The organism is Tardiphaga sp. 813_E8_N1_3 (assembly GCF_051811025.1).
Classification (GTDB): domain Bacteria; phylum Pseudomonadota; class Alphaproteobacteria; order Rhizobiales; family Xanthobacteraceae; genus Tardiphaga.
This window is the reverse complement of the sequence record NZ_JBPWQE010000001.1, coordinates 4,764,855-4,791,663: the sequence shown is the minus strand read 5'-3', so window position 1 is coordinate 4,791,663 and position 26,809 is coordinate 4,764,855. Positions and strand designations below refer to the sequence as shown.

Here is a 26,809-nt window from a genome sequence, read left to right as displayed (position 1 = left end):
CAGGCCGTGATCAGAACTTGACCTGCGGCACGGCTTCGACCTCCTTGCGGGTCTCGCCGAGATCAAAGAATTCCTTCGAATGGAAGCCGAAGGTGCTGGCGAACAAAGCCGCAGGCATCTGCTGGATGCCGGTGTTGTATTCGGAGACGGCATTGTTGAAGAAGCGGCGCGATGCGGCGATCTTGTTCTCGATGTCCGAGAGCTCGGTCTGCAACTGCTGGAAATTCGTATTGGCCTTGAGGTCCGGATAGGCCTCGGACAGTGCGATCAGCCGGCCGAGGGCGCCGGAGAGCTGGTTTTCCGCGGCGCCGACCTGCGCCGGGCCCTGTGCGTTCATCGCCGAATTGCGCGCCTTGATGACGTCATCCAGCGTGCCGCGCTCATGCGCCGCATAGCCCTTCACAGTTTCGATCAGGTTCGGGATCAGGTCGTGGCGCTGCTTCAGCTGAACGTCGATATCGGCAAAGGACTGGTTGACCCGCTGGCTCAGCGCGACCAGCCGGTTATAGGCAGCAAATGCCAGGAAGACGAGGACAACGATGACGCCAAGAACGATCCAGCCGGTCGACATGTGAGAACCCCCAAAAGAAACCATCAAACCCGCAGCGTAGCCGATCACACGGTCGCAGAGCAGGGGCCGCAGGCATGTCGCGGCAAGGATTGGTCGCAGCTGGCGTGGAATACGTTCAAAGACGCTCCTCCATCGCGCCCTGCCATTTGTGCCCCTCTGCTACAACTCTGGAAGGAGATATTGCCGGTCTGCACCGTTGCGGTGCTGCATCAGTCGATAGGAGACGTCAGCAGATCGCCTGCGGGTTAGTGCCTGTGCGTTATTCGTCATCCAGCCGTCATCCGCGAAACCTAATGAAACCCTAACTTTTGGGGCTGGGGATTTCTGATGTTGGAATGGCGTAACGGCGCGAGCCGGATTGCGATGGGCGTGGTTGTGGCGGCGTTGGTTGCGCCGATGGCAGCGGAGGCCCAGACCTTCACTGTGCCTGCAGGCACGACGGATACCACGACGAAAACGCTCAGCGGCACGCAAACCGGGACGGTCGACGCCACCGGCACACTGCGTTCCACCAGCGGCACGGCGACCATCGGCTGGAACGGCGCATCGACCGGCGTCGTCGTCACCAATTCCGGCGTGATCGAAAACACCGGCACGGGCCGCGTCATCGATGCCACCGGTGTTACGCCAGGCCGGACCTTCACCTTCCTCAACAATGTCGGCGCCATCGTGCGATCGACCCAGAACGACGTGTTCCGGTTCAACCTGGCGATGACGTCTGGCACGATCGTGATCGACAATGCCGGCCTGATCCAGGCGGGCGGTACCGGCTATGCTGCGCTCGGGCAGGCGCTCGATTTCCGCGGCATGACTGGCGCGGCATCGATGACCATCATCAACCGTGCGACCGGCGTGATCGAGGCGATGACCGACGATGCGGTCCGGCCCGGCGCCAACGCTGTGATCAATAATTTCGGCATCATCCGCAGCTTCGGCGCGAACACCTCCGGTGGTGCCAATGGCACATCGGATGGCATCGACACCGGCGGCAATCTCGGTGTTATCGTCAACAATCAGGCCGGTGGTCTGATTTCCGGCGCGCGCCACGGCATCACTGCGGACAATAACGTCACGGTCAACAACGCGGCCGGTGGCACGATCCTCGGCCGCAACGGCTCGGGCGTCGGTTCCGATGGCGACGGCACCGTCAACAATTACGGCCGCATCACCGGTGCCTATGCCGGCGTCGGGAGCATCTTCAACTCGGACGGTGTGGCGCAGATCAACGGCGATGGTGACGGCGTCGATATCGACAATGAGGGTAAGATCCTTAACTACGGCATGATCGAAGGCACCGGCGCTGGCGGTTTCGATAGCGGCGGGCGCGCCAATGCCAGCGAAGGCATTTCCATCGGCGGCGGCACGATCATCAATTACGGCACCATAAGCGGTGCAAATACCGCGATCGTCGTCAATAAGGACACGAATGTGGATCGCAGCGGCGTCGCAGCGACCGAGATTATCAACTATGCGAGCGGCACCATTATCGGCCAGAATGGCTACGCGATCCGTCTGGAAAACAAGAGCACGGCGACTCCCGCCATCAATAACGACACGATCGTCAACTACGGCACGATCATCGGCAACGGTGCGATCCCCGATCCGAACGCGATCGTGTTGATGAATACGGGCGTGGCAGATCCCAATTCCGTGGGCACCCTCAACGGCGTCACCTATACCGGCACCGGCTCCGCGCGCTTCATCCGCGGTGATGGCTCCGCCATCCAGATGGGCGAAGGCGATGACAAGCTGACCAACTATGGCACCATTATCGGCAATAACGGCCGCGCTGTGAACATGGAAGGCGGCAACGACACCGTCAACATCATGAAGGGCTCGCGCATCGTCGGTCTGGTCGATGGCGGCGTCGGCACCGACACGCTGAACTACAACAAGGCGGGCCTCACCGACGCCAAGCGCGCCGCGCTGCAGGCCGGTCAGACCGTGAATATCGGCGGTACGCTCTATACCTCGTTCGAGGTGATCACCGGAGCGTCGTCTTCGTTCGCGTCCTTTGCCAGCGCGGGCTCGTTGGGCGTCGCCTCGCTGTTCGACAATCTGCCGGCCAACGCCACCAGCAGTGCGGTGGTCAATCTGCTCGACAGCGTTGCCAGCGCTGCCGATGTTGGCGCGGCCTTGGCGCAGCTCACGCCCGCGGCCTATCAGGGCCTCGGCCGCATGACGATGAACGACGCGTTCCAGACGACCTCGCTGGTCGGCCAACACCTGACGCAGAACCGCCTCGGCGGTCTTGGCACCGATATGTCTGGTGTCGGCAATGCGCTGGCGATGTTCGACAGCGGCATGTTCGACAGGAACTTCAGCGCCAATCGTGCGCTGGCCGCGGTGACGGGCTTCCCCGGCAGTGCAAGTTCTGCGCTGACCGATGCCGGATGGGGTAGCAACGCAGCCGATGCGATGGCCTATGCGCCGGTCACCAAGGCTCTGCCCGGTCTGCGTTCGGTAGCTGTCGCTGCCGAACAGGGCCTGTTCATCACGTCGGGTGCGAGCTTCGCCCGTGAAGGCGCGCGCGCGGATGCGCCTGCGTTCAAGTCGAACACCGTCAACGTGCTCGCGGGCTACGACCGTCATATCACCGATAGCCTGGTCGCCGGCGTGTTCGGCGGCTATGCGCTGACCCGCGGCGATATCGACAATGTCGGCAGCCACACCAAGATTTCGACCGGTACCATCGGCGGCTACGGCACCTATCAGGCGCCCGGCTGGTTCGCGACCGCCATGGGCCTCTATGGCTTCAGCGACTACGACACCACGCGCGTGGCGGTCGGCACGACGAACACCGCGGCGTTCAGCGGCGATCACTATGCGATCCGTGGCACCATCGGCACCGATCTGCGCATCAGCGGCTGGGTCGTCACGCCGGAGATCGGCCTGCAATATACGCGGGTGATGACCGATGGCTTTGCGGAGCGCGGCGGTGCTGCGGCGCTGGTGGTCGGCTCGGACAGTTCGGAATCGCTGCGCTCCAGCGTTGGTGCACGCTTCGCTTATGACTATGCGCTGAATGGCGGCGTGCTGACGCCGGAATTGCGGCTGGCCTGGCTGCATGAATTCAGCGATGGCGTGCGTGGCATCAATGCGAGCTTCGCCGACACCACACTGCCGGGTTCGTTCATCACCGCGACCGGCAGCGCGCTGCGCGATCGCGGCGTGATCGGCGCCGGTCTGTCCGGTAAGCTTGCGCCGCTCACGGTGCTGTCGGTGAACTATGATGCGATCGTCGGCAGCAACGACGCCGTCGCGCATCAGGTGATGGGACGGATCAGGCATTCGTTCTGATCTTTCTTCCCCTCTCCCGCCCAACGTCGCTACGCTTCGTTCGGGGGAGAGGGGAAAGAAAAAGCTCTTACGGCTTCGCCATATGCCAGGCGCCATTCAAAAAGCCGTCGCCATTGGTGTCGCCGGCGGCCATGTCCTTCTTGAAGGTGTAGAGCGGCTTGCCTTTATAGGCCCACATCTTCTTGCCGTCGTCGCGCACGACGATGGTCATGTCGGCGGTCGGCTTGGCATCGTCGGCAGCCATCAGCGCGGGCCAGTTTTCGGCGCAGGGACCGTTACACATCGACTTGCCGCCGGCGTCCTTGTCGAAGGTGTAGAGTGTCATGCCCTTGGCATCGACGAAGGTCTTGCCCTTGGCGGTGTCGGCCGTCTTCAGCATCTGTGCCGAAGCGGCGGACGAAGCGAGCATGAGAGTCAGAGCCGCGAGAGCGGCGAATGATTTGGTCATTGCAGCGTTACTCCTGATGAATGGCGACGCAGTCGCGTCAGGAGAACAAACGCCAGCTGTAGAGAATTATTCCGCGGATGATGGCGATGAATCGAAAACCGCATCGCCCCAGTCGAGCTTGCGGAACTTTGCATACTTCGCCTTGTCGCGGCGTGGGGCGTTTGCGGCGATAACGCCTACGTCTGTGCAGAGTTTTGCCGTGATTTCGATCTTTGTCGTTACCGGTTGTGTCAGCACGCGCGACGGCCGCTGTGCAATCGGCGCACGCGACAGCGCGACATAAATGAATTTCTCGTCCTCATAGGGAAGTTCTGCGGATTTGAGTTGTTTATGCACACGGGAGCGCTGCAGCCGCTGGCTGAAGTGGCACCAGTCCGGTTTCACCAGCGGACATGCATCGTCATGCGGGCAGGGCGCGATCACATGCGCGCCCTCATCGATGAGCTGCGCACGCGCGTCGAGAATGCGTCGATAGCCCGCCGGTGTGCCGGGCTCGACGATGAGCAATGTATCATTGGTCTTCGCCCACATCGCCGCAACGAGTTTGGTGCGCGCGAGATCGTTGAGCTCGTTGATGACATAGCTCGCGATGACGAGATCGGCGGATGGGGCATTGGCGATTGTCGCGGCAGCGTCGCCGAGCGTGTAGTTCATCGCGGGGATGCGGTGGCTGTCCTGCGCCAGACCGAGCGCAAGCGTGCGCAGAGCGGGATTGGCATCGAGCAGTGTGAACGCGTTGAGCGACGGGAATGCCTCCGCGCAAGCCCATGTCGCCGTTCCCGGCCCAGCGCCGCAATCGAGCAGCGTCGTCGGCGCGAAGTCCGGTTGTGTCTCCTGCAGTGCATTGAGGCTGGCGATGACGGCCGCGTAAGTCGCGGGCATGCGCGCAAGCGCATAGGCCAGCGCGTCGCTCTCGTTGCGGATGGTCGTGGAGCCGCCGCCCGAGCGATAGGTCTTCGAGATAGCGTCGGAGCGCTCCGCGGCGTCATTGCGGGAGAAGCCGTGCAGGCGGGCGTTCAGGGCGGCGGTGAGTTCGGCGGGGAGGTCGGGGGCGGTCATGAATGAAGCGCGCCCTTTCTTATCCCTCCCCCTTGCGGGGAGGGTGGCCGGCCCAATTCTTTCTTATTGGGCCGGTCGGGTGGGGGTGCCACAGGCGACGGCGCTTGTGGCACCCCCACCCCGGCCTATCGGCCGACCCTCCCCGCCTAGCGAAGCTTCGCTTCGCGCGGGGGGAGGGAGACCATGGTCGTCAATGTTCTAACTACGAAGAGCCTTACGCCACTTCCTGATCGAGGATCTTCACTGCGTTCTCCAGATCCACCGAGACCAGCTGCGACACGCCACGCTCAGCCATGGTCACGCCGTACAGGCGGTGCATGCGGGCCATGGTGATCGGGTTATGCGTGATGGTGATGAAGCGCGTTTCGGTCGAGGCGCACATTTCATGCAGCAGGCTGCAGAAGCGTTCCACATTGTGGTCGTCGAGCGGCGCGTCGACTTCGTCCAGCACGCAGATCGGCGACGGGTTGGTCAAGAACACCGCGAAGATCAGCGCCAGCGCGGTCAGCGCCTGCTCACCACCTGACAGCAGCGACAGGGTCTGCGGCTTCTTGCCGGGCGGCTTGGCGACGATTTCGAGACCGGCCTCGAGCGGATCGTCGCTCTCGATCAGCTTCAGCTCGGCTTCGCCGCCGCCGAACAGTTCGACGAACATGCGCTTGAAGTGGCCGTTGACGATGTCGAACGAGGTCATCAGCCGTTCGCGGGCTTCCTTGTTGAGGCTCTGGATGCCGGTGCGCAGCTTCTTGATGGCTTCGACGAGGTCGTCGCGCTCGGTGGCCAAACCATTGTGCGTGCCTTCGACTTCGTTGAGCTCTTCCTCGGCGCGCAGGTTGACCGCGCCGAGACGCTCGCGATCACGGCGCAGCTTTTCCAGATCGGCTTCGATATCGGCGAGCGGCGGCAGCGCGTCGTCCTGACGGACTTCGGCCAGGGCCGCGACGCCTTCCGGCTCGACTTCCAGCATGTCGCGGATTTCGCGCTCGATGTCCTCTAGGCGGCGCTTGCCGCTTTCCATGCGCTCCTCGGTGCGGGCGCAGGCTTCGCGGGCGGCCGAGAGAGCTTCCAGCGATCCGCGTGCATCGCGGTCGGTCTCGCGCATGGCGTTCTCGGCCGAGGCGAGTGCGTTGGCGGCGAGTTGACGGGCCTGTTCGGCGCTCTCGACTTCCGAGATCAGCGCGCGGCGCTTCTGCAGATAGAGCGCCGGTGCGTCTTCCAGCTCGGCGCGCTCGCGGGTCACTTCGGCGACGCGCGCGGCGACGGTTTCGATCTGCGAGGCCGCGGAGGTCTTGCGGTTCGCCCAGTCGGTGCGCTCGGCGATGATCGCCTGCAGGCGACGGTCGGCCAGTTCAGCCTCGCGGGCCAATGCCTGCGATTCCGCGCGGACTTGCGCGGCACCGCGGCGATGGCCTTCGATCTCGCCGCGCACGCTGGCGAGCTGGGCTTCGGCGTCGGACGACTCCGGCAGATATTCCAGCGCGGCATGCGCGCTCTCATGGGCCGCTTCGGCTTCCATGCGATCGTTCGACAGGCGCGACTGCGCTTCGGTCAGCGTCGCGCGGCGGGCCGCATGGCGGTTGATCTCGCGTTCGGCATTGGCATGGCGCTCGCGGGCCTGGTCGACATCGCGGCGGGCATTGCGCAAGGCATCGCGCGAAGCGCCTTCGGCCGACGCCGCAGTCTTCAATGCCTGTTCGGCGCTTTCCAGCGCTTCGCGCTTGGCAATGGCGTCGATCTTGGCGTTTTCCAGATCGGCTTCGATATCGGTCAGGCGGGCGCGCTCGGCGAGACGACGGGCGGCGCCGGTCGGCGCATGCGCACCGGCGACGAAACCATCCCAGCGCCAGACGTCGCCTTCCAGCGAGACCAGCCGCTGGCCGGTCTGCAACTGCGAGACGAGGGCCGCGCCCTGATCCTTGGAGACGACGCCGATCTGCTTGAGACGGCGCTGCAGCTCGGCCGGGGCATTCACATGCGAGGCCAGCGACTCGACACCGGCGGGCAGCGCAGGGTCGTTGGCGTGATCGCCGGCATTGGTCCAGCGCATCGGCGCCGAGGGATCGACCGGCGCGTCGAGATCGTCGCCGAGCACGGCACCGAGCGCCTTTTCATAGCCCTTGGTGACGCTGACGCCGTCGATGATCGGCGGCCAGAGATTCTTGGTTTCGCCGTTGAGGATCTTCGAGATGGTGCGGGCTTCGGTCTCGAGCCGCTGCACCTTCTTGTCGGCTTCGTTCAGCGGCGCGCGCGAGGCTTCCAGCGTCTGGCGTGCGGCGATATGCGCGGCCTCGTTGTCGCTGACGGCCATTTCCGCCTGCAGCAGGATTTCCTGCGAGGTCTCCATCAGGGCTGCGAGCTCATCGAGATCGCCGAAGCCTGAGGTTTGCGCTGTCAGCGCCTCGATCTCGGCCTCGACGCTGGCGATTTCCTGGCCGAGACGCGCGAGGCGGTCGGCCTGGCTGCGGACGTTGGACTGCAGCTGGTTGCGCTTGGCGGTCATGTCCGCATGCGCGGTGGTGAGTTCGGTGAAGGTGCGCTCGGCGGCGGCCAGCACGGCTTCGGCTTCCGACACGCGGTCATCGACGCCGCCACGCAGCTCGACGCGCTGCATGATCTCTTCCTTGAGCATCGCGTCTTCTTCGTCGAGACGGAGCAGCGCGAATTCAGCGTCTTCCGACTGCTTCATCTCGCGCGCGACATCGCTCTCGAACTGGGTCAGGCGACGGTCGAGCTCGGCGGCGCGCTCCTTGGCGCGCTCTTCCTCGCGGTCGAGCATGTCGCGGGCATTGGTGAGGCGCTGCAGGCCGGCGGCTGCGGCGGCTTCCGCCTCGCGCAAAGCGGGCAGCTCATTGGCGCGAATGGCCTGGATGCGCGCGGCTTCGCCCTGTTCACGGGTGCGTTCGGCGAGATCGATCACATATTGGCCGTGCAGGGTTGCGGCTTCGGCATTGTCCTGATGCGCCTGCAGCCAGCGCAGGTGGAACAGCATGGCCTCGGCCTTGCGCACCTTGCCGGCGACTTCGCGGTAGCGGATCGCCTGGCGGGCCTGCTTCTTCAGGCCTTCCATCTGGCCCGACAACTGGCCGATCACATCCTCGACGCGGGTGAGGTTGGTTTCGGCGGCCTTGAGGCGCAATTCGGCCTCGTGGCGGCGCGCATGCAGGCCAGCGACGCCGGCGGCGTCTTCCAGCACGCGGCGGCGCTGTTCGGGCTTGGCCTGGATGATTTCACCGATCTTGCCCTGGTGGACGAGGGCGGGCGAACGCGCGCCGGTGGCGGCGTCGGCAAACAGGATCTGCACGTCGCGGGCGCGGACGTCGCGGCCGTTGATGCGATATTGCGACCCGGCTTCGCGCTCGATGCGGCGGGAAATTTCGAGGATTTCGGCGTCATTGACCATGGCCGGCGCGGTGCGATCGGTATTGTCGATCGTCATCACCACTTCGGCATGGTTCCGCGATGCGCGGTTGCCGGAGCCGGCGAAGATCACCGCGTCCATGTCGGCGGCGCGCAGCGACTTGTGCGAGGTTTCGCCCATCGCCCAGCGCAGCGCTTCCACCAGATTGGACTTGCCGCAGCCATTGGGGCCGACGACGCCGGTCAGACCGGGCTCGATCATGAAGTCGGTCGGTTCGACGAACGACTTGAATCCGTGCAGGCGCAGGCGCGTGAGTTTCATGGATACGGTACTCTGGTTAGCCGACAGGCCACTTTATTCAAAAAGCCCCGGCAGAGCGCGAATCCCCCAGCACGAACAATAGCATAAATGCATGTACCGCGCGGGCGGAGACTCGCTGGTCGCGGCTCTCATTGCGCCCGACAATGGCGAGACGAGGGCAGCCGCGCAACCGCGGAACCCCGCTTTTCCCAAGGGTTTTGCGGGGGATAGGTGGGGGAGGCAAGGAAAAAGTGCTTGTTTTAAGGGGGATGCGTGAGGAGGGCGCGAAAGCGCCCGTTTCACTGCAACCAATAGCCGATGTGCGCCGACTTCCAACAGGACTAGGTTGCGTGAGGTTATTCGTGACTGGGATGCAGTGCGGGGTCTCGCTGCGCCAATCTTTGAAGTTGTTTGGCGATTTTACCGGGGACGCTCCTAAAGGCGGCCTGCGAGTTGGTTTGGCTAATGGTAGTCCTACAGAATCTGCTCTACCGCCTTTTTCCTTGAGTGATTGTCATGGATTATGCTCCTTTGATGCCGGCGTTCCTGCGTCACCCCAAAGAAGCGGCAATTATAGGCCGTATGTTAGCAGGGTACGGCGAGCTGGAATTCTTGCTGTGCATGTGCTTGCGGGCTCCGCTCGGTGATCTGAGAAAAGCTGCAAGACTCCTGTTCAGAAATCGGGGCGAAGAGCAAAGGATAGCAATCGCTGATGCTATCCTTCGTCCATTTTATGCGGACTGCAATCTTGATCAGATTTGGGTGACTGCGCGCAGAGAGATCGGAGTTTGCAAGGATTTCCGCAATCAATACTCGCACTGTCACTGGCTAGATGAAGACGATCTTGGTCTATTTTTCACCAACCTAGAAAAAGGCGCGAAAACGCTTGGCGGCGATATATCACTCGAGTTTTTTCACGTCGATGTGCCGTTACTCGAGGAGCAAGAGGCTCACTTCCGCCATGCTGGAAATCATCTCATCTATCTTGAGGCTGAGCAGAGGCGATTAGCAGGGAAACTCAGAGGGCACGCGTTCGTAATTCCCCCAGCAAAGCGGCGACCGCCAAGGTCTAATCCTCCTGAGCAGCACCCAATAAGGAAGATAACGTTAGCTGGAAGCTAGCAAGGGATGTCGTGCACTAGCATTTTGCTGCACGTCAACGCCTTACACGTCCCGCGCATACCCATCCGGTCGACGCTGTTGCGGCGCGCCGAGCACGGCGATGCAGAGGCCGAGAAATGCCAGGCCGATGATCTCGCAGATGAAATTTTCAAACATGATACGCCCTCACGCTAATGGGATGAGAATGCGGAGATGGCGCTTAAGCGTTCCTTAATGCGCGTTTACACTTGAAATCAGGGTTAATCCGCGAGGGCGCCATCCGTTAACATCCGGCTGTCGCCGGGCGGCTATTGCCGGTCTGCTATCGCAGGGTGTCAGCGGGCGTGAGTCTGTGCGCTGCGCGGCATCGGGATTTTGGCCTTCAGCGCGGCTTCGCCTTCGGGCGTGATGCAATAACGCACCAGCGAGCCGGCCTGGAGCGCGATCCAGGTCTTGGCGACCATCTTGGACAGGGTCTTCGGCCCGGCGGGCATCAAATGCGGCGCAAGCAGGCCTGGCGTGTCGCGCAGTTTCTGAAGCGCGGTGCGCTCGACATAATGCGGCAGGTGGCTGGCGCGTGTCGGCATAGGGCAAGGCTCATCGAGTTGGACGAGGGGAACTGAATTATCCTTTTGGGTGAACTACGTGAACGCATGAGCGCGGCTTCAGTTGCATCCGGCATCGAAAAATGTCCGGTGGACGCTTGACAGTTTTCCTATAAGATTATAATCAGATCTTATCTGGTTCGCGAGGGGCGCTTCATGAGGCGTCTTGAAGTGGGATCTGGATTGCGGCGCCCGCGGGCGTGGGGTGACGTACCCTGCGCACTCGGGAGGCCTTGGGTAGCCGTCCGGGCCCACTACGGGGCTCTGCCGGTAACGGCTGGACTGGGACAGGCCAAAGCAGGGAAACCTGCAGAGGCCACGTCCCAGGAAGCACGGCCCCAGGGACAGAAATCGCCGCGGTGGCGCGCCGTGAGGCGTTGCGCGGTTGCAGCTTGCCGGCGTTCCGGTGGAGCGGATCGCGATAAAACCACCCTTTGCGCCTCACGGCGCGTCGCCGCCCCTCATGGTTGGAGGGGAGACTATCCGCACAACTCGGGCTCATTGAGCCGCGAGACTCGGAAGCGTGGCTGTTTGAAATTCAGATCGGACATGATCTCGCGCGAGACGCTACGCCCTGCGCGTTATTCCGGGTTCGCCCGCAAGAGCGAGCGCCCCGGAATGACAAATGGATGCAAGCGAAGAAAACCTCAGCTCTTCAGCAGCGGGGTGATCTTCTTGGAGAATTCCTCGAACGAGGTTTCGCCCTTCAGCATTTCGCCATTGATGAAGAAAGTCGGCGTCGAGTTCACCTTCAGCACTTCATTGGCGTATTTCTGGTCGGCGGCGATCTTGTCGAGCAGCGCCTGGTCCTTCAGGCACTCTTCCACGGCCTGCTGGCTGAGGCCGGCCTGCTTGCCGATGCGGGTCAGGGTCGCGGCGGTGTCCTTCATCACCCAGTCGTTCTGCTGCTTGAACAGCATGTCGATGACGGCGAAGTACTTGCCCGAATCTTCCTTGGCGATGCAGCGCGCCAGCATCGAGCCGGCGGCGGCCTTGATGTCGAGCGGGAATTCGCGGAACACGAAGCGGATCTTGTTGGTGTCGATGAAGGCTTCCTTGATCTTCGGGAACACCTGCTCGGTGAAGGCCGCGCAATGCGGGCAGGTCATCGAGGCATATTCGGTGACGGTGACGGCGGCATCCTTCGGGCCGAGCGCCATGTCGGGCAGCGACACCGGCTTGGCGACGTCGGTCGCGTTCTGCGCGAATGCCTCGGAGATCAACTGCAGCGGCGACAGGCCGATGGCTGCTGCGGCGCCGGTGAGGGCAAGGGCGGCGGTGAAGTCACGGCGCGTGATGATCAAAGGAATGCTCCAAAGCGGCGGCGGACGCCGGGACAAGGTTCGCTTCGCTAACTTGAAACCACAAATGTGGCAAGCACGCGCCGGTTCCGGGCGAGCTGGAAAGCCTCAACTTCGCTTGATCGAGGCGCCGAGCCGCGCCAGTGCCTCGCGCAAGGCGTCGTCCTCGACCTCGGGCAGGGTTTCCGCAACCTGGGCGATGGCCTTGGCATCCGGCGGCTTCACGGTGCGGCGAGGCTGCGGCCGCGACAGCGGGGCCTGACGCAGCGCGATCTTGCCGACCGCATTCCAGCCGAAAAAGCGGTTCACCCGCTGCAGGATCGCATCCGACGAATGTTGGATCTCCAGCGCCATCGGCCCCTCGACGCGCAAGATCAACGTCGCCGGCTCCTGCGGCTGGCCTTCCACGGGACGCGGCCACTGGATCTTCAAGGGCTCCGAAAAATTCGCCACCTGCTGGCCGGCGATCTCGGGCCAGCGCGTGACCAGTTCGCGTGAGGCAAAGCCCTGTTTGGCATAGGCATCGGCAAACACCCCGCCGAGCAGGACGGAGAGCGGTTTCGCCGAGATATAGCCGGGCTTGTTCATGGTCGGGCGTTTTGGATACATGGTCGGCATGAGTCTATCAGCCGCCGCCACCCGACGAAAGAAACCTTCCGCACGGGATAGCGGGGAAAGCGCCGCCGCCAAGCGCCCGGCCCAACTGCTTGCCTGGTATGACAAGCATCGCCGGAGATTGCCGTGGCGGCCGTTGCCCGGCGAGGGCATCGATCCCTACCGGGTCTGGCTGTCGGAAATCATGCTGCAGCAGACCACGGTGCAGGCGGTCGGGCCGTATTTCGCCAAGTTCCTGGCGCGCTGGCCCACTGTCAGCGATCTCGGCAGCGCCTCGCAGGACGATGTGCTGCGGATGTGGGCCGGGCTCGGTTACTATTCCCGCGCGCGCAATCTCCATGCCTGCGCCGTCACCGTGCTGCGCGACCATGGCGGCGTCTTTCCGGACACCGAAGATGGCCTGCGCGCGCTGCCAGGCATCGGGCCGTATACGGCGTCAGCGATCGCCGCGATTGCCTTCGGCCGTCAATGCATGCCGGTGGACGGCAATATCGAGCGGGTGACGTCGCGGCTCTATGCGGTGGAAGAGCCGCTGCCGAAATCCAAGCCTGTCATCGTGGGCCTTGCAGCCACATTGCTTGGTCCCTCGCGGGCCGGCGACAGCGCCCAGGCGCTGATGGACCTCGGCTCCACCATCTGCACGCCCAAAAAACCTGCATGCGCGCTGTGCCCGATCAATGACGATTGCGCCGCCAGGACCCGCGGCGATCAGGAGACGTTTCCGCGCAAACTGCCGAAGAAGGCTGGCACGCTGCGGCGTGGCGCGGCTTTCGTGGTCACGCGGGGCAATGAACTCCTGGTGCGCACCCGCCCGGAAAAGGGATTGTTGGGGAATATGACCGAAGTGCCGTCGTCAGAGTGGCTCACCGGTCACGACGACAAGGACGCCTTGAAGCAGGCGCCCACCTTAAAAAATCTCACGGCGTGGCATCGCAAAGTGGGCGCGGTCACCCATATCTTCACTCACTTCCCGCTGGAGCTCGCCGTCTATACGGCGCATGTGCCGCCCCGCACCCGCCCCCCGGAGGGGATGCGCTGGGTCCCGATCGCAACATTGGATGACGAAGCTCTGCCGAACGTCATGCGCAAGGTCATCGCGCACGGGCTCGATTGAAGTTTGAATCCAGACGCTTGAATGCGCGTCAGCGCGCGAGTTGCATCAGCCCGCGCTGGAACGTTGCGGCGATGGCGGCATCGACACGATCGGCGGTTTCGCGTTGAGCCCTTCGACCTGAAACCCGGCGACGCGCTTGTAGTTGGCGGCGATGTCTTCGAGTTCCTGCTGCGAGAGCACGTCGGTGACGACATTGAAGCCCTCGGGCGCGCGCTCCTCGACGATCTGCATGACTTGCTCCGGTCCGTTGCGGCGGTTCAGCATCACGAGATCGGTGGTCGCGGGGCGTCGTTCGGCCTCATAGGCTTCGAGCGCAGCCGGGACTTCGCCAAGCGCAAGAATCTCGCGGGTCAGCACGCGGGCGTCGAGAATGGCCTGCGACGCGCCGTTGGAGCCGATCGGATACATCGCATGCGCAGCATCGCCCATCAGCGTCATGCGGCCGAAGGTCCAGCGATCGACCGGATCGCGGTCGACCAGCGGATATTCATAGGCGTGCGGACAGTTGCTGATCAGGCCGGGCACGTCGAGCCAGTCGAAGCGCCAGTCCTTGAACCAGGGCAGGAATTCCTCGAGCCGCGCCGCGCGGTTATAGTCCTCGCGGCGCCACTCATAGGTCGGCGGCATGTGCCGTTCGGCCACCCAGTTGATGTCGTATTTGCCGTCGGCATCGGGTGCCTGCGAGATCGGGTAGCAGACGAATTTCAGGATCTCGTGGCCGGCCATGATCATCGTGCGGCCGGTCAGGAACGCATCGCTCTTGGTGATGCCGCGCCACAGAATGCGGCCATTCCAGAGCGGCGCGCCTTCCTGCGGGTAAAGTTTCTGGCGGATCGCCGAATGGATGCCGTCGGCGGCGATCAACAACGTCCCTTCATGGCTGCCGGCGGATTTGCCGGTGACCTTGTCGATGAAGTCGGCGCGGACGCCGTTCGGCGTTTTCGTCCAGCCGGTCAGATGATGGCTGGTGAGGATGTTCTCGGCGCCGAGCCGCTCAGTGACTGCATCGAGCAGGATCTGCTGCAGCGTGCCGCGATGGATCGAGAACTGCGGCCATTTGTAGCCGGCCTCGATGCCGCGTGGCTCGCTCCAGATGGGCTTGCCGTGCTTGGAGAAAAAGGCGAGTTCGCGGGTGCGCACGCCTGACGCGTCGAGCTGGTCGTGCAGGCCGAGCTCGATCAGCTCGCGCACGGCATGCGGCAGCACATTGATGCCGACACCAAGCGGCCTGAGCGTCGGCACGCTTTCAAACACGCGGCATGGCACGCCGATCTGGTGCAGGCTGAGCGCAAGCGTCAGTCCGCCAATTCCGCCGCCTGCAATGAGAACGGTCATTTTGTTGTCTCCCCCTCGATTTGATCGAGGTCATGGCACGGGAGAGGCGATGACGGCAACTGGGACGATCGCGACGGAAAAACGCGTCAGATCGTCCGCCAGCAGCGAATTCATGGTGGACGGAACCTTAACGCAAAATTCAGCCGCGTTCCCTAATACCGGTAGCACTACTTTTTGGGTGAATCGGTCACCGACAGGTCAATGATGTCCAACCAGATTAAGCCGAGCGGCCGCGAGACTTTCTTTCCGGCATCGGAGCTCATCGTATCCAAGACGGATCTCAAGGGTCGCATGACCTATGTGAACCGTCTGTTCTGCAAGATGGCCGGCTATACCGAAGCCGAGTTGCTCGGCCAGCCGCACAGTCTCATCCGTCATCCCGACATGCCGCGCAGCGTCTTCAAGCTGCTCTGGGATACTGTTGAAGAGCGCCGTGAGATTTTTGCCTTCGTGAAAAACATGGCAAGCAATGGCGATCATTACTGGGTCTTCGCCCATGTCACGCCGTCCTACGGCCTCGACGGCAAGATCGCCGGCTATCATTCCAATCGCCGCATGCCGGCGCCGGATCTGATCAAGAAGACCATCGCGCCGCTCTATGCCGAGGTTCTGGCCATCGAGAAGCGGCACGTGAACGGCAAGGAATCCCTTGCCGCCGGCTACAAGGCTCTTACCGATTTTGTTGCATCCCAGAAGGTCAGCTATGACGAACTTATGTTTTCTCTCAAGAGCGCAGCTTAGCACGCTCGTCGTCATTGCCGGCTCTGCGCTTGCTTTGGTGCTTCAGTTCTTCGGTCTCTCGGTCGTGGCCATGGTCTGCCAAACCGTGGCTGTCGCGGCAGCGATTGTCGCGCTTGTCCTCATGGGCAAGACGGCGCGCCTGATCGAGAAGGCACGCGTGGCCTGCCAGCGCATCGCGCAGGGTGACTTCGAGGCCCGTATCCTTGGAATTCCGGTGCGCGGCGTCACTGGCGAACTGCTGCACAGCGTCAATGACATGATCGATGGCTGTGACGCCTTCGTGCGCGAGTCCACCGCGGCGATGGCTGCGCTCAACGACAACAAATATTACCGGCGCATCCTGCCGGGTGGATTGCACGGTGGCCTGCTGCACGGCGCGAAAGCGATGAACGCGGCGACCGACAGCATCGCCGATCGCATCAGGAATTTCGAGCGCCAGACCAGCCAGCTCGAATCCACCGTGGGCGGCATCGTTTCCGCACTCGACAGCGGTGCGGTCGAGATGAGCAGCACCGCAGGCAATCTGCGGACCGGCGCATCCTCGACATTGACCCGGGTCACCTCGGTGGCTGCGGCATCCGAACAGGCCTCTGCCAACATGCAGTCGGTGGCTTCGGCCACGGCGCGGTTGTCGTCCAGTGCCAGCGAAGTCGGCGCCGACGTCAATCGCTCGGCCGCGATTGCCGGCCGCGCCGTCGAACGCGTTGCCGATGCAGCCAGCAATGTCGACGTGCTTCGCGCTGTCGCCGTACGTATCAGCGAAGTCGTGACCTCGATCAACGTGATCGCCAGCCAGACCAATCTGCTGGCGCTGAACGCGACGATCGAAGCGGCACGCGCAGGCGATGCCGGTCGCGGCTTTGCCGTCGTCGCGCATGAAGTAAAGGCGCTAGCGACCCAGACCGCCAACTTCACCGCCGAAATCGAAAAAGAAATCGGCCAGGTTCAGTCGGCGACCGACAAGGTCAGCTCGTCCATCACCGAGATCGGCACCGTGATCGCGGAAGTGAACGAGATCACCGGCAAAGTAGCGAGTGCCTCGGAAGCGCAGTCGGCGGCAACGGCCGATATCGCGCGCAACATCGATGAGGCCTTTGCTGTCGTGCGCGAGATCTCGACCAACATCCAGCAATTGGCGATGACAGCCAAGGATACCGAGCAGCTTGCAACATCGACCATGGTGGCGTCCGGCGATCTGTCGTCGCAATCGGGATTTCTGACCAAGGAAATTCGCGGCTATCTCGGCGAAGCCCGGCAAAATCTCGTGCGTCAGGCTGTGGCGAGCTGAGCTCGTCCTTCTTCATCAGATAATCTGAGATTGGCGCCCTTGTGGCGCCAATTTCTTGCGTTGAGGGACGCGCCTGTCAGGCGCTGATATCCGTGAAGAAGCCGCTGGCGCTGCCACCGTTCTCGGTCTTCTTGTTCACGGCTTCCTTGATCTTGTCGGCGATCTTCTGCTCGACCTCCCGGCGTTGCTCCGGCGACATGTTCTTCAGCTCTTCTTCCGTCACGCCGATACTCGACAGCAGCGCGTCACGCATTTTCTCCGCGGGCGTCTTCTTCGCGTAGTCGAGAAATTTCTCTTCCGGCGATTTTGCTGCCGTCGTTGCGTTGCCGAGACCGCTCTCGGCCTTGTCGGATGGCTGCAGCCTGTTCGGGAGCTTGAAGGACTGCATGGTGGAGATGATGGAGTTCGACATCTGAACTTCTCTTGCTGCGAGATATTTGCGACCCACTACGCAAAAATCAGGCCATCAGAAATATTCAGACATCATAAGTACTTGGGAATTTGCAGTTGCTGAGCGACGTTGCCTGCCGGCAAGCTTTGCCGGCAAATTTGACCGGGTGCGATATGTCAAGCCGTACGGCGCTTCGGCGGATCGAGCTCGCGGCCGGTTTCCAGCATGATCTTGCGGAGCCAGATTGATCCGGAATCGAATTGCGCGCGTGTCGGCGTGAACATGAACTGTTCGTCGATGCCGGGATCGAGTGGTGGCGCAATTGTCGAGAGCAATAGCGGTTGAGCGAGCGCCGCAATCAGGCGCCGTGGCACGAAGGCTACGAGGTCTGTGCGCGCCGCGACATGCAGCGCCTCGATATAGCTCGGGACGACGAGGGCGATCCGTCGCTCCAGTTTCTTGCTGCGCAGCCAGTCGTCGATGAGGTCTTCGCTCTGGCCTCGAAGCACCACGGCGATATGGCGGGCTTTGAGAAATCCCTCGGTGGTCTTCAGGCGCGATGCCGCCGGATGGCCCTTGCGGACGGCGAGGGCGTCGGAATCGACATAGAGCAATTGGCGATGAAAGCCGTTGAAGGCGTTGCCGATGCTGATCACCATGTCGAGGCTGCGGGCGAATTCCGCCGTCATGATCGCCGGGCCGCGCCATGGCACGACGTTAATCCGTACACCCGGTGCGATGCTGTCGAGCTTCTTCATCAAGGGTAGCATCAGGAGTTCGACGGCGAGATCCGGCATCATCAGCCGAAAGTGCCGGTCGCTTTGGCGGGCATCGAAGACATCCGGGATGAACAGTCCGCGCACTTGCTCCAGTGTCTGCGCAAGTGGACCGCGTAAAGCCTGAGCGCGCGGCGACAACTCCATGCGCGCGCCGACGCGGACGAGCAGGGGGTCGCCGAGCAGGTCACGCAGTCGCCGTAGCGCATGACTGGCGGCGGGTTGCGACAGTCCGATCCGCATCGCCGCGCGGCTGACGCTGGCCTCGCGCAGCAATGCGTCGAGTGCGACCAGCAGATTGAGATCGAGCGCCGCCAAATTCATGGAATGAATATATATCATACGGACTATCGATTGGAAGAATGGGGTTTCTTCAACCCATACTCCGCCATCGTTCAAGCGATGGAGCAGAACAATGAGCACGGCAGACAACAAGAAGCTTATTCAGCAGGTCTATAGCGATTCAGCCAACCGCAGCGGCACGACTTTCGCCGATCATCTCGCCGATGACGCATGCTGGATCGTGGTTGGGCAGTATTCCTGGGGACGCACCTTCAAGGGGAAGGATGCGATCCTCAATGGCCTGATGGGGCATTTCAGGTCGCTGTTCGATATTCGACCGCGCACGGTCGCGTCCAACTTTATTGCGGAAGGCAATCTGGTGGTGGTCGAGGCCAAGGGCGACAACGTCACCAAGGCCGGTGATCGCTATGACAACGACTACTGTATGGTGTGGCGTGTCGAGAACGGCAAGATCACCATGATCAAGGAATATTGCGACACTGCGCTGGTGGAGCGGGTGCTGGGTCCGTTCCCGGAAGAGATGGCACGCGCGCATGCTTGATACGAAAATGCCGGGTGCAATACTGCGCCCGGCATTTCCGGAATTCATATCGATCAGGCGACCTTGGTCGCCAGATGCTTGAACATGGCGGCCCGGGCTTCGTCGTCCATCTCGGCCTTGAACTTGAACGTGTCCTTCAGAGCGACGGCCTTCGCCGCTGCGGGACGCGTCGAGATCTCATCATGCAGGCGCTTTACGTTGGGGAATTGGGCAAAGCCCTCGTCGCCGAGAATGAAGTTGGTCATGCGCACCCAGCCCCAGACGTCCATATCGACGATCGTGTAGCTGTCGCCGACCATATATTGGCGGCCGGCGAGGCGGTCGTTGAGCACGCCGAGATGGCGTTTCGCCTCGAACTGATAGCGGTTATGCGCGTAGTCGACCTTTTCGGGCGCGAAATGCTTGAAGTGCACGGCCTGGCCGAAGAACGGACCAACGCCGGTGGCGACGAACATCAGCCAGGACAGCATCTCGCCGCGGTTGGCCGGAGTGTTGGCGGGCAGGAATTTGCCGGTCTTCTCGGCGAGGTAGAGCAGGATGGCGTTGCTGTCGAAGACCTTGACGCCGTCGTCGTCGATCGCCGGCACCTTGCCGTTCGGATTGACCTTCAGGAAGTCCTGGTTGAACTGCGCGCCGGTGCGGGTGTCGATGGCGATCGGCTCATAAGCGAGGCCGGCTTCTTCGAGAAACAGCGCGACCTTGGTCGGGTTTGGCGACCCGTTGAAGTAAAACTTCAGCATCTCAAATCTCCCTGGATTTTATACGTCAAAGCACGAGGCGGGGCCGCTGCTGCGGACCGTCGTCTCGTGCTTTGAATTCAGGGAGAGTGCAAGCGATGTTTTGATGAAGGCCGGGCGCATACGCCCGGCCGGTAGCATGGGCGGGACTTTAGACCGCGCCCATCTCGCTGCGGATTTCAGCGCGGAGTTCGTCGATCAGGCGCAGGCCCTTCTTGGTCTCGACGTGCCAGAACGTCCAGCCGTTGCAGGCAGCAGAACCCTGAGCCATCGCACCCATGCGGTGGATCGAGCCGACCTTGTCGCCGAACATGATGGCGCCGTCGGCGCGCACCAGCGCGCCATGGCGTTTCTTTGCGTCCATCAGCTTCGTGCCGGGCGAAATCATGCCACGCTCGACCAGTTCGGAGAACGCCACGCGCGGCGCGCTGCGGGCGGTCATGAACGGTGCCAGTGTTGCCTCGGGCAGCGGCTCGATCGCGGCGATGCGTGCTTCGGCAGCGGCGGCATATTCGCGGTCACGCTCGAAGCCGATGTAATTGCGGCCAAGGCGCTTGGCGACGGCGCCCGTGGTGCCGGTACCGTTGAACGGGTCGATGACGAGGTCGCCGGGCTTCGATGACGACAGCAGCACGCGTGCCAGCAGGCCTTCCGGCTTCTGGGTCGGGTGAACCTTCTTGCCGTCGCTGCCCTTCAGGCGTTCGTCGCCGGTGCAGAGCGGGATCAGCCAGTCGGAACGTGCCTGCACGTCTTCATTGGCGGCCTTGAGGGCTTCGTAATTGAACGTGTAGCCCTTGGCGTTTTCATCGCGCGCAGCCCAGATCATGGTCTCATGCGCATTGGTGAAACGACGGCCACGGAAATTCGGCATCGGATTCGATTTGCGCCACACGATATCGTTCAGAACCCAGAAGCCGAGGTCCTGCATGATCGCGCCGACGCGGAAAATGTTGTGATACGAGCCGATCACCCACAAAGTCGCCGACGGCTTCATGATGCGGCGTGCGGCCAGGAGCCACGCGCGCGTGAAGTCGTCATAGGCGGCGAATGATGAGAACTTGTCCCAGTCATTATTCACCGCATCGACATGGGATTCATCGGGGCGTTTGAGATCGCCCTTCAGCTGCAGATTGTACGGCGGATCTGCGAATACCAGATCGACCGACCCTGCCGGGAGTTTTGACATCTCTGCGACGCAATCACCAATGATGATGCTGCTGCTCGGAGAGGTTTCGAAGTGAGAGCGGGGCGCCCTTGCAGACGCCCCGCGACGCGAAACAACCATGACTCAATTACTCTGACTCAGGCGACGCTGTCGGCGACGCGGGACTAAACAACCGACAGGCAGACATTGACCGGGCAAAGTAAAAATCGACTTAATTGGTAACGAGTTCGAACTAGGCAAGTTTTGCCGGGCAGGTTAATGCTTAATGGAATGGAAATTTTGCGCCGCAATTGCGTTATGGTGGGCGGATCGCGCCAAACCGGTCTAAAATGCTGCGACTTGAAATGAAGGAATTGCCCCATGCGTTACGATGACTTCCGTCGCAGCGATAATATCGACGACCGTCGTGACGATAGCGGTGGTGGATATGGTGGCGGAGGTGGTGGCGGTTTCGGAATTCCGGGTGGCGGCGGCGGTCTCGGCATCGGCACGGTGATCGTGCTTGGCCTCGTCGGCTGGGCGTTCGGCATCGATCCGCGCATCCTGATCGGCGGCGCAGAGATTCTAACCGGCGGACAGCAGGCGCCGACCTATCAGACCGACCGTCGCTCGGCGCCGACGAAGTCAGGCGCACCCACGGACGAGATGGGCAGCATGATCTCCGGCGTGCTGGGCGAGATTGACGATCGTTGGGACGAGATCTTCAAAGAGAGCGGACAGAAATATGTGGGGCCGCAGATCGTGCTGTTTCGCAACGCCACCAATGGTGGGCGCTGCGGCAATGCGCAGTCGGCGATGGGGCCTTTCTACTGTCCGCCCGACAAGAAGATCTATCTCGACACCGGCTTCTTCCGTCAGGTCGAAACCAAATTTCGCGGTTGCTCGGGCAATGCCTGCAAATTCACCGCCGCCTATATCATCGCGCATGAAGCGGGCCATCACATCCAGAACCTGCTCGGCATCATCCCGCGCGTGACGCGGCTGCAGCAGCAGGCAGGCAGCAAGGCTGAGGCCAATCTGCTGCAGGTCCGTGTCGAACTACAGGCGGATTGTTTGTCCGGCGTCTGGGTCAATCGCGAATCGAAGAAGCGGCCCGGTTTCCTGGAAGCCGGTGACATCGATGCCGCGCTGCAGACCGCGTCCGCCATCGGCGACGATACGCTGCAACGTCAGGCACAGGGCCGCGTCGTGCCGGACTCGTTCACGCATGGCTCGGCCGAACAGCGCAAGCGCTGGTTCATGACCGGCTATCAGCAAGGCACCGTGCAGGCCTGCAACACATTTGCGACGGATCGGCTGTGATGACATCGACCGATGTGACGAAAGACTTCGTGCCACTCAACATCGCGGTGCTGACGATTTCCGACACGCGGTCGCTCGAGGACGACAAGTCCGGCGCGACACTGGCCGATCGGCTGACATCGGCCGGTCACAGGCTGGCGAAGCGCGAGATCGTCACGGACGATGTCGAAGCGATCCGCAAGATCGTGCGCGTATGGATCGCCGATCCCGGCGTAGACGCCATCATCACGACCGGCGGCACGGGATTCACCGGCCGCGATGTCACGCCGGAAGCCATCGAGCCGCTGTTCGAGAAACGGATGGATGGTTTCTCGATTGCATTTCACATGCTGAGCCATGCCAAGATCGGCGCCTCGACGATCCAGAGCCGCGCGACTGCTGGCACCGCCGGCGCGACGTTTATCTTCTGCCTGCCGGGTTCGCCCGGCGCCTGCCGTGACGGCTGGGATGGCATTCTCGCAGCGCAACTGGATTACCGCACAAAGCCGTGCAACTTCGTCGAGATCATGCCGCGGCTCGATGAGCATCTGCGACGTCCGAAAGCGAAGGGCGCGTCGGTCTAGAGCACGAGTTCCCAGGTCTCGCCGATCAAATCCTGCCCGAAACTGCGATGCGGCTCGGTGGCGACCAGCGCGAAACCCGCATCCTGATAGATTTTCCGCGCCGCGCGCAGATTGCTCTGGGTCCACAGCGTGATCCTGCGATAACCGCATTGGCGCGCAAAGGCGATGGATTCCGTCACCATGCGTTGGCCGAGCTTTTGTCCGCGCGCCTTGGGATCGATCAGCAAGAGCCGAAACTTGGCGACGTCGTCGGATGCCTTCACGAGAAACAGCGAGCCGACGGGCGCGCCATCCATCTCGGCGATCCAGCATCGCTCGCACGCAGGATCGCATGAGGCGACGAATTCCGCGGCGATGTCAGCCACCAGCGCTTTGAAGGACACGTCGAACCCGTATTCACTCGCATAGAGCTCGCCGTGGCTGCGGATCACCCAGTCTATGTCGCCAGGCTGGAGATCGCGTAGCACTGCGGGCCGAACGGCATCGGGGGCTTGGGCGGCCATGGTCAGGCGACGATGATCCGGCTGCGCAGCAATGTGCGTGAGGAGCGGCCGAGCTGGCGCAGCAACCGGGCCTCGGAGCGCCGGGCATCGGGTGCATAGCCTCCGAGACGGTCGTAGTGCTCGCGGGCGATCAGCAGGCCCTGATCGGCCTTGGGGCCTGTGATCATCCGGACCAGGTGCTTCAGGCCATCGCGAAAATTGGTCTCGTCATAGGGCGAACGCGCATAGCGGAAAATACCTGCGCGGGGGCGCTCGCTGGTCGAGACGCGCTGGATGAATTGCTGGGTCTCCTCGATCCAGCCCGCATCGAGCACGGCGCCGGCATGGAGAAACATCAGCCAGGGCGAACGCGCCTGCTTGGCGCCGGCGGCCATCGCCGCGGCGCGCGATCCTTGCGAGGTCAGGAAGCCACAGCCGGCGACATCGGCGACGCGTTCGATGACGTCTGTGCCGGCGCGATCGACCAGCAGCACTTCGCGGATCACACCGGCAGCAGCGCCCGGCACCAGCGCTGCCAGTGTGGCAACAGCGGGCTGCTCGACGCCTTCAGTGGGGATGATCACGCTCAGCATGGTGTCTGTTAATACCTTTAGACAACGGGGTGGCCGCGTTATCATTTCGTCATAGTCTATGCGGCGCTGGCGGCTGCTGCAATTTCGGGACGGTTCGATTTTTCGGCCGCCCTGCAAGGCGGCGGGAGAATGCACAGTGCCCCGGCCGTGTGCCACCCTATTTATGTTCTTGCTTTGTTCCATGTGTGCGCTATCGTGGCTTCATGAGTCGCCAGATCGCTGCCCTAAAGCACCCGCCGGTCCCGGCGCCCTCCGATAAGCCGGCGGGTGCGCTTTCCCCTTTTCCCGAGATCGCGGTGGCGATCGACAAGCAGCGGCGGCGCGGCCGTGGTGCCCAGTCCAACGACAGCGGGCGCTACGAGGCCGAGGCCCGGGTCGCCTTTGATGATGGCTGGCAGAGCCTCGATGAATTGCCGCCGTTCAAGACGACCGTTGCGACGGACACCGCGCGCAAGGTCATCACGCGCAATGAATCGCCGGATATCGGCTTTGATCGTTCGATCAATCCCTATCGCGGCTGCGAGCATGGCTGCGTCTATTGTTTCGCGCGGCCGACCCACGCCTATCTCGGTCTCTCGCCCGGGCTCGATTTCGAATCCAAACTGTTCGTGAAGCCCGATGCGCCTGGTCTGCTTGAGAAGGAGCTTGCCGCCGCCGAATACGAACCGAAGATGATCGCCATCGGCACCAACACCGATCCGTATCAGCCGATCGAGCGCGAGCGTCAGGTGATGCGTGGCATTCTCGAAGTGCTGGAGAAGACGGGTCATCCTGTCGGCATCGTCACCAAGTCAGCTTTGGTGACACGCGACATCGATATCCTGGCGCGGATGGCGAAGCGAAATCTGGTCAAGGTGGCGTTGTCGGTGACGTCACTCGATCCGAAACTCGCGCGCAGCATGGAGCCGCGCGCTTCGACGCCGTCGAAGCGGCTGGAAGCTTTGCGGCAGCTATCCGAGGTTGGCATTCCGACCACGGTGATGGTGGCACCGGTGATCCCCGCGCTGAACGACAGCGAGATCGAACGCATTCTCGATGCTGCAGCTCATGCCGGCGTCAAGGAAGCCAGCTACGTTTTGCTGCGGCTGCCGATGGAAGTGCGCGATCTGTTTCGCGAATGGCTGATCGCGAATTATCCGGACCGCTATCGCCACGTCTTCACGCTGATCCGCGAAATGCGCGGTGGCCGCGATTACGACTCGCAATGGGGCACGCGCATGAAGGGCACCGGACCGATGGCCTGGATGATCGGTCGCCGCTTCGAGATCGCCTGCACGAAGCTTGGCCTCAACAAACGTCGTTCGAAGCTCACCCTCGATCATTTCGAGAAGCCGGCAGGCGCTGGTAAGCAATTGAATCTGTTCTAACTCCTTACGGTCTCGCAAACTGGGGAGTCACCTCGGAGGAAGGGTCATCGGCCGGAAACCAGAGCCAGCCGGTGATCCTTTCTCCGCTTTTTGCGTTGAGTGAATGAAGGTGAAGACATGACAGCCAAACAACAGACCCCGTTGGTGCCACGCATGACCGTCATCACGCTCGGCGTTCAGGATATGCGCAAGAGCATCGCGTTCTATGAGGAGCTCGGCTTTGCCCGCAAGGCCAGGGCGACAGGCGAGGCCATCGCCTTTTTCGAAACCGGCGCCAGCGTCCTCGCGCTGTTTCCGTGGGATCAACTGGCGCAGGACGCGACATTGCCTGACCATCCAAGGCCGCAGGCGTTTCGCGGCAGCACGTTGGCGTGGAATTGTCGCTCCGAAGGCGAGGTCGATGCGGTCCTCGCTTTCGCCGTCGATTGCGGCGGTTCGCTTTTGAAGCCGGCGCGAAAGACCGATTACGGTGGCTATTCCGGCTACTTTGCGGACCCGGACGGGCACGCCTGGGACGTGGTAACTGCACCGGGGATCGAGGTCGGCGACGACCGGCGGGTGCATCTGGACGATTGAAGGCCCGACCTGAATAGCGGGAACGATCCCGAGTTCCCGGTTGCGCTATAGGGACTGCTTCAGCACGATCCCCCGATGATTCGGGATGAGAAGAAGAAAGCGCCGGCCAAGCCGCGCAAGATCGTGGTCGCGCCGAGCTTCACGCGTGAGCGCGCACTGCTCAAGAAGGGCATTTGGCCGGTAGCGGGCTGCGATGAGGCCGGCCGAGGTCCGCTGGCCGGTCCGGTAGTGGCTGCGGCGGTTGTTCTGGACCCGAACAACATTCCCAAGGGGCTCGACGATTCCAAGAAACTGACGGAGAGCAAGCGCGAGGCGCTGTTCGAGGAAATTTGCGCTACGGCATCATTCGGCGTTGCCTATGCATCACCCGGCCGGATCGAACGCGACAATATCCTGCGGGCCTCGCTCTGGGCGCTGGCCCGCGCGGTCGCGTCGCTGCCGGATGCGCCGAAACATGTGTTCGTCGATGGCCGCGACAAGATCGACACGACGGCCGATTGCGAGGCGGTTATTGGCGGTGACGCACTGGTGTTGTCCATCGCAGCAGCGTCGATCATCGCAAAAGTCTCGCGCGACCGGCTGATGTGCCGGCTCGCCGAGAATTGTCCGGGCTATGGCTTCGAGGTCCATAAAGGCTATGGCGTGCCGCAGCATATGACTGCGCTGAACGAATTGGGGCCTACTATTCATCACCGCAGCCTGTTCGCGCCGGTGGCGGCGGCGCGTGCGCGACACCAGGCGAGCGCCCGTGCGGCGGGCCTGATCGAGACCCAGACCATCCTCGACATCGAGATTTCCGCCTGAGCGCTCAGGTGGTTGCCTCTCCCGGCTCCGCGCCGTATCACCTGAGCAAGCTTCATTCCTTGCTGGCCGGTTC

General features: G+C 62.4%; 24 protein-coding genes and 1 pseudogene. 11 read left to right on the top strand and 14 right to left on the bottom strand.

Translation table 11 applies throughout. The annotated features are described in order from the left end of the window. Positions 1–10: 10 nt before the first annotated feature. Complete coding sequence (locus AB8A33_RS22720; RefSeq protein WP_439094828.1) at positions 11–571, bottom strand: LemA family protein; 561 nt, start codon at positions 569–571, stop codon at positions 11–13. A gap of 327 nt (positions 572–898) precedes the next feature. Here AB8A33_RS22720 and AB8A33_RS22715 point away from each other — a divergent pair, with 327 nt between their 5' ends. After that, the gene (locus AB8A33_RS22715) at positions 899–3,871 is read left to right on the top strand and encodes an autotransporter domain-containing protein (RefSeq protein ID WP_439094827.1); all 2,973 of its coding nucleotides are present in this window, start codon (positions 899–901) and stop codon (positions 3,869–3,871) included. Positions 3,872–3,938: 67 nt separating this feature from the next. Here the strand turns inward: AB8A33_RS22715 and AB8A33_RS22710 are convergent, their stop codons facing one another. From AB8A33_RS22710 to smc, 3 genes are all read right to left on the bottom strand, one after another. Next, positions 3,939–4,319 carry a COG4315 family predicted lipoprotein gene (locus tag AB8A33_RS22710; RefSeq protein WP_149530270.1) on the bottom strand — a complete coding sequence of 127 codons (381 nt, stop codon included), beginning with the start codon at positions 4,317–4,319 and terminating at the stop codon, positions 3,939–3,941. A 66-nt stretch (positions 4,320–4,385) separates the two neighbouring features. Then, positions 4,386–5,378, bottom strand: a complete 993-nt coding sequence (locus AB8A33_RS22705) for a small ribosomal subunit Rsm22 family protein (protein ID WP_439094826.1) — start codon at positions 5,376–5,378, stop codon at positions 4,386–4,388. Between the two features lie 214 nt (positions 5,379–5,592). Further along, positions 5,593–9,057, bottom strand: coding sequence for a chromosome segregation protein SMC (gene smc / locus AB8A33_RS22700; RefSeq protein WP_439094825.1), 3,465 nt, complete (start codon positions 9,055–9,057; stop codon positions 5,593–5,595). A gap of 495 nt (positions 9,058–9,552) precedes the next feature. Between smc and AB8A33_RS22695 the strand changes: the two genes are divergently transcribed. Continuing rightward, positions 9,553–10,158 carry a hypothetical protein gene (locus AB8A33_RS22695; RefSeq protein WP_439094824.1) on the top strand — a complete coding sequence of 202 codons (606 nt, stop codon included), beginning with the start codon at positions 9,553–9,555 and terminating at the stop codon, positions 10,156–10,158. Positions 10,159–10,472: 314 nt separating this feature from the next. Here the strand turns inward: AB8A33_RS22695 and AB8A33_RS22690 are convergent, their stop codons facing one another. The 3 genes from AB8A33_RS22690 to AB8A33_RS22680 form a co-directional block, all read right to left on the bottom strand. Then, the gene (locus AB8A33_RS22690) at positions 10,473–10,724 is read right to left on the bottom strand and encodes a hypothetical protein (RefSeq protein ID WP_439094823.1); all 252 of its coding nucleotides are present in this window, start codon (positions 10,722–10,724) and stop codon (positions 10,473–10,475) included. Positions 10,725–11,389: 665 nt separating this feature from the next. Continuing rightward, a complete protein-coding gene (locus AB8A33_RS22685; protein WP_439094822.1) occupies positions 11,390–12,046 on the bottom strand; it encodes a DsbA family protein in 657 nt (218 codons plus the stop codon). A gap of 105 nt (positions 12,047–12,151) precedes the next feature. After that, positions 12,152–12,631: a DUF721 domain-containing protein gene (locus AB8A33_RS22680; RefSeq protein ID WP_439096011.1), complete on the bottom strand. Its 480-nt coding sequence runs from the start codon at positions 12,629–12,631 to the stop codon at positions 12,152–12,154. A 28-nt stretch (positions 12,632–12,659) separates the two neighbouring features. On the opposite strand from AB8A33_RS22680, the gene mutY reads away from it, so the two are divergent. Continuing rightward, positions 12,660–13,772, top strand: a complete 1,113-nt coding sequence (gene mutY, locus AB8A33_RS22675; protein WP_439094821.1) for an A/G-specific adenine glycosylase — start codon at positions 12,660–12,662, stop codon at positions 13,770–13,772. A gap of 45 nt (positions 13,773–13,817) precedes the next feature. Here the strand turns inward: mutY and AB8A33_RS22670 are convergent, their stop codons facing one another. Further along, on the bottom strand, positions 13,818–15,107 hold the full coding sequence (locus AB8A33_RS22670; RefSeq protein WP_439094820.1) for a flavin-dependent oxidoreductase: 1,290 nt from the start codon (positions 15,105–15,107) through the stop codon (positions 13,818–13,820). Positions 15,108–15,311: 204 nt separating this feature from the next. On the opposite strand from AB8A33_RS22670, the gene AB8A33_RS22665 reads away from it, so the two are divergent. After that, a complete protein-coding gene (locus AB8A33_RS22665; protein ID WP_439094819.1) occupies positions 15,312–15,848 on the top strand; it encodes a PAS domain-containing protein in 537 nt (178 codons plus the stop codon). Further along, the gene (locus AB8A33_RS22660; protein ID WP_439094818.1) at positions 15,811–17,136 is read left to right on the top strand and encodes a methyl-accepting chemotaxis protein; all 1,326 of its coding nucleotides are present in this window, start codon (positions 15,811–15,813) and stop codon (positions 17,134–17,136) included. Before AB8A33_RS22665 ends, AB8A33_RS22660 begins: the two co-directional genes overlap by 38 nt. A 76-nt stretch (positions 17,137–17,212) precedes the next feature. On the opposite strand, the gene AB8A33_RS22655 is transcribed toward AB8A33_RS22660, so the two are convergent. After that, positions 17,213–17,548 (bottom strand): hypothetical protein, encoded by a 336-nt coding sequence (locus AB8A33_RS22655; protein WP_439094817.1) that lies wholly within the window; start codon positions 17,546–17,548, stop codon positions 17,213–17,215. A 155-nt stretch (positions 17,549–17,703) separates the two neighbouring features. Continuing rightward, the gene (locus AB8A33_RS22650) at positions 17,704–18,627 is read right to left on the bottom strand and encodes a LysR family transcriptional regulator (RefSeq protein ID WP_439096010.1); all 924 of its coding nucleotides are present in this window, start codon (positions 18,625–18,627) and stop codon (positions 17,704–17,706) included. A 91-nt stretch (positions 18,628–18,718) separates the two neighbouring features. Between AB8A33_RS22650 and AB8A33_RS22645 the strand changes: the two genes are divergently transcribed. After that, positions 18,719–19,147 carry a nuclear transport factor 2 family protein gene (locus tag AB8A33_RS22645; protein ID WP_439094816.1) on the top strand — a complete coding sequence of 143 codons (429 nt, stop codon included), beginning with the start codon at positions 18,719–18,721 and terminating at the stop codon, positions 19,145–19,147. 53 nt (positions 19,148–19,200) lie between these two features. Here AB8A33_RS22645 and AB8A33_RS22640 read toward each other — a convergent pair whose 3' ends face one another. Next, complete coding sequence (locus AB8A33_RS22640) at positions 19,201–19,887, bottom strand: glutathione S-transferase family protein (protein WP_439094815.1); 687 nt, start codon at positions 19,885–19,887, stop codon at positions 19,201–19,203. Between the two features lie 148 nt (positions 19,888–20,035). Then, entirely contained in the window at positions 20,036–21,169 is a 1,134-nt protein-coding gene (locus AB8A33_RS22635) for a site-specific DNA-methyltransferase (protein WP_439094814.1), read from the bottom strand. A 240-nt stretch (positions 21,170–21,409) separates the two neighbouring features. Between AB8A33_RS22635 and ypfJ the strand changes: the two genes are divergently transcribed. After that, positions 21,410–22,351, top strand: coding sequence for a KPN_02809 family neutral zinc metallopeptidase (ypfJ, locus tag AB8A33_RS22630; protein WP_439094813.1), 942 nt, complete (start codon positions 21,410–21,412; stop codon positions 22,349–22,351). Next, entirely contained in the window at positions 22,351–22,914 is a 564-nt protein-coding gene (moaB, locus tag AB8A33_RS22625) for a molybdenum cofactor biosynthesis protein B (RefSeq protein WP_439094812.1), read from the top strand. The genes ypfJ and moaB overlap by 1 nt, the downstream gene beginning before the upstream one ends. Here moaB and AB8A33_RS22620 read toward each other — a convergent pair. Next, a pseudogene (locus AB8A33_RS22620) lies at positions 22,911–23,387 on the bottom strand (GNAT family N-acetyltransferase); the annotation flags it as partial. The gene moaB and the pseudogene AB8A33_RS22620 overlap by 4 nt on opposite strands. Before the next feature lie 32 nt (positions 23,388–23,419). Next, positions 23,420–23,989: a glycosyl transferase gene (locus AB8A33_RS22615; protein ID WP_315840616.1), complete on the bottom strand. Its 570-nt coding sequence runs from the start codon at positions 23,987–23,989 to the stop codon at positions 23,420–23,422. Between the two features lie 203 nt (positions 23,990–24,192). On the opposite strand from AB8A33_RS22615, the gene AB8A33_RS22610 reads away from it, so the two are divergent. The 3 genes from AB8A33_RS22610 to AB8A33_RS22600 all read left to right on the top strand — a co-directional run bounded on the left by AB8A33_RS22610 (position 24,193) and on the right by AB8A33_RS22600 (position 26,736). After that, positions 24,193–25,356 (top strand): PA0069 family radical SAM protein, encoded by a 1,164-nt coding sequence (locus AB8A33_RS22610; protein ID WP_439094811.1) that lies wholly within the window; start codon positions 24,193–24,195, stop codon positions 25,354–25,356. 117 nt (positions 25,357–25,473) lie between these two features. After that, positions 25,474–25,932 carry a VOC family protein gene (locus AB8A33_RS22605; RefSeq protein WP_439094810.1) on the top strand — a complete coding sequence of 153 codons (459 nt, stop codon included), beginning with the start codon at positions 25,474–25,476 and terminating at the stop codon, positions 25,930–25,932. A 75-nt stretch (positions 25,933–26,007) separates the two neighbouring features. Further along, positions 26,008–26,736 carry a ribonuclease HII gene (locus tag AB8A33_RS22600; RefSeq protein WP_439094809.1) on the top strand — a complete coding sequence of 243 codons (729 nt, stop codon included), beginning with the start codon at positions 26,008–26,010 and terminating at the stop codon, positions 26,734–26,736. Positions 26,737–26,809: the final 73 nt, after the last annotated feature.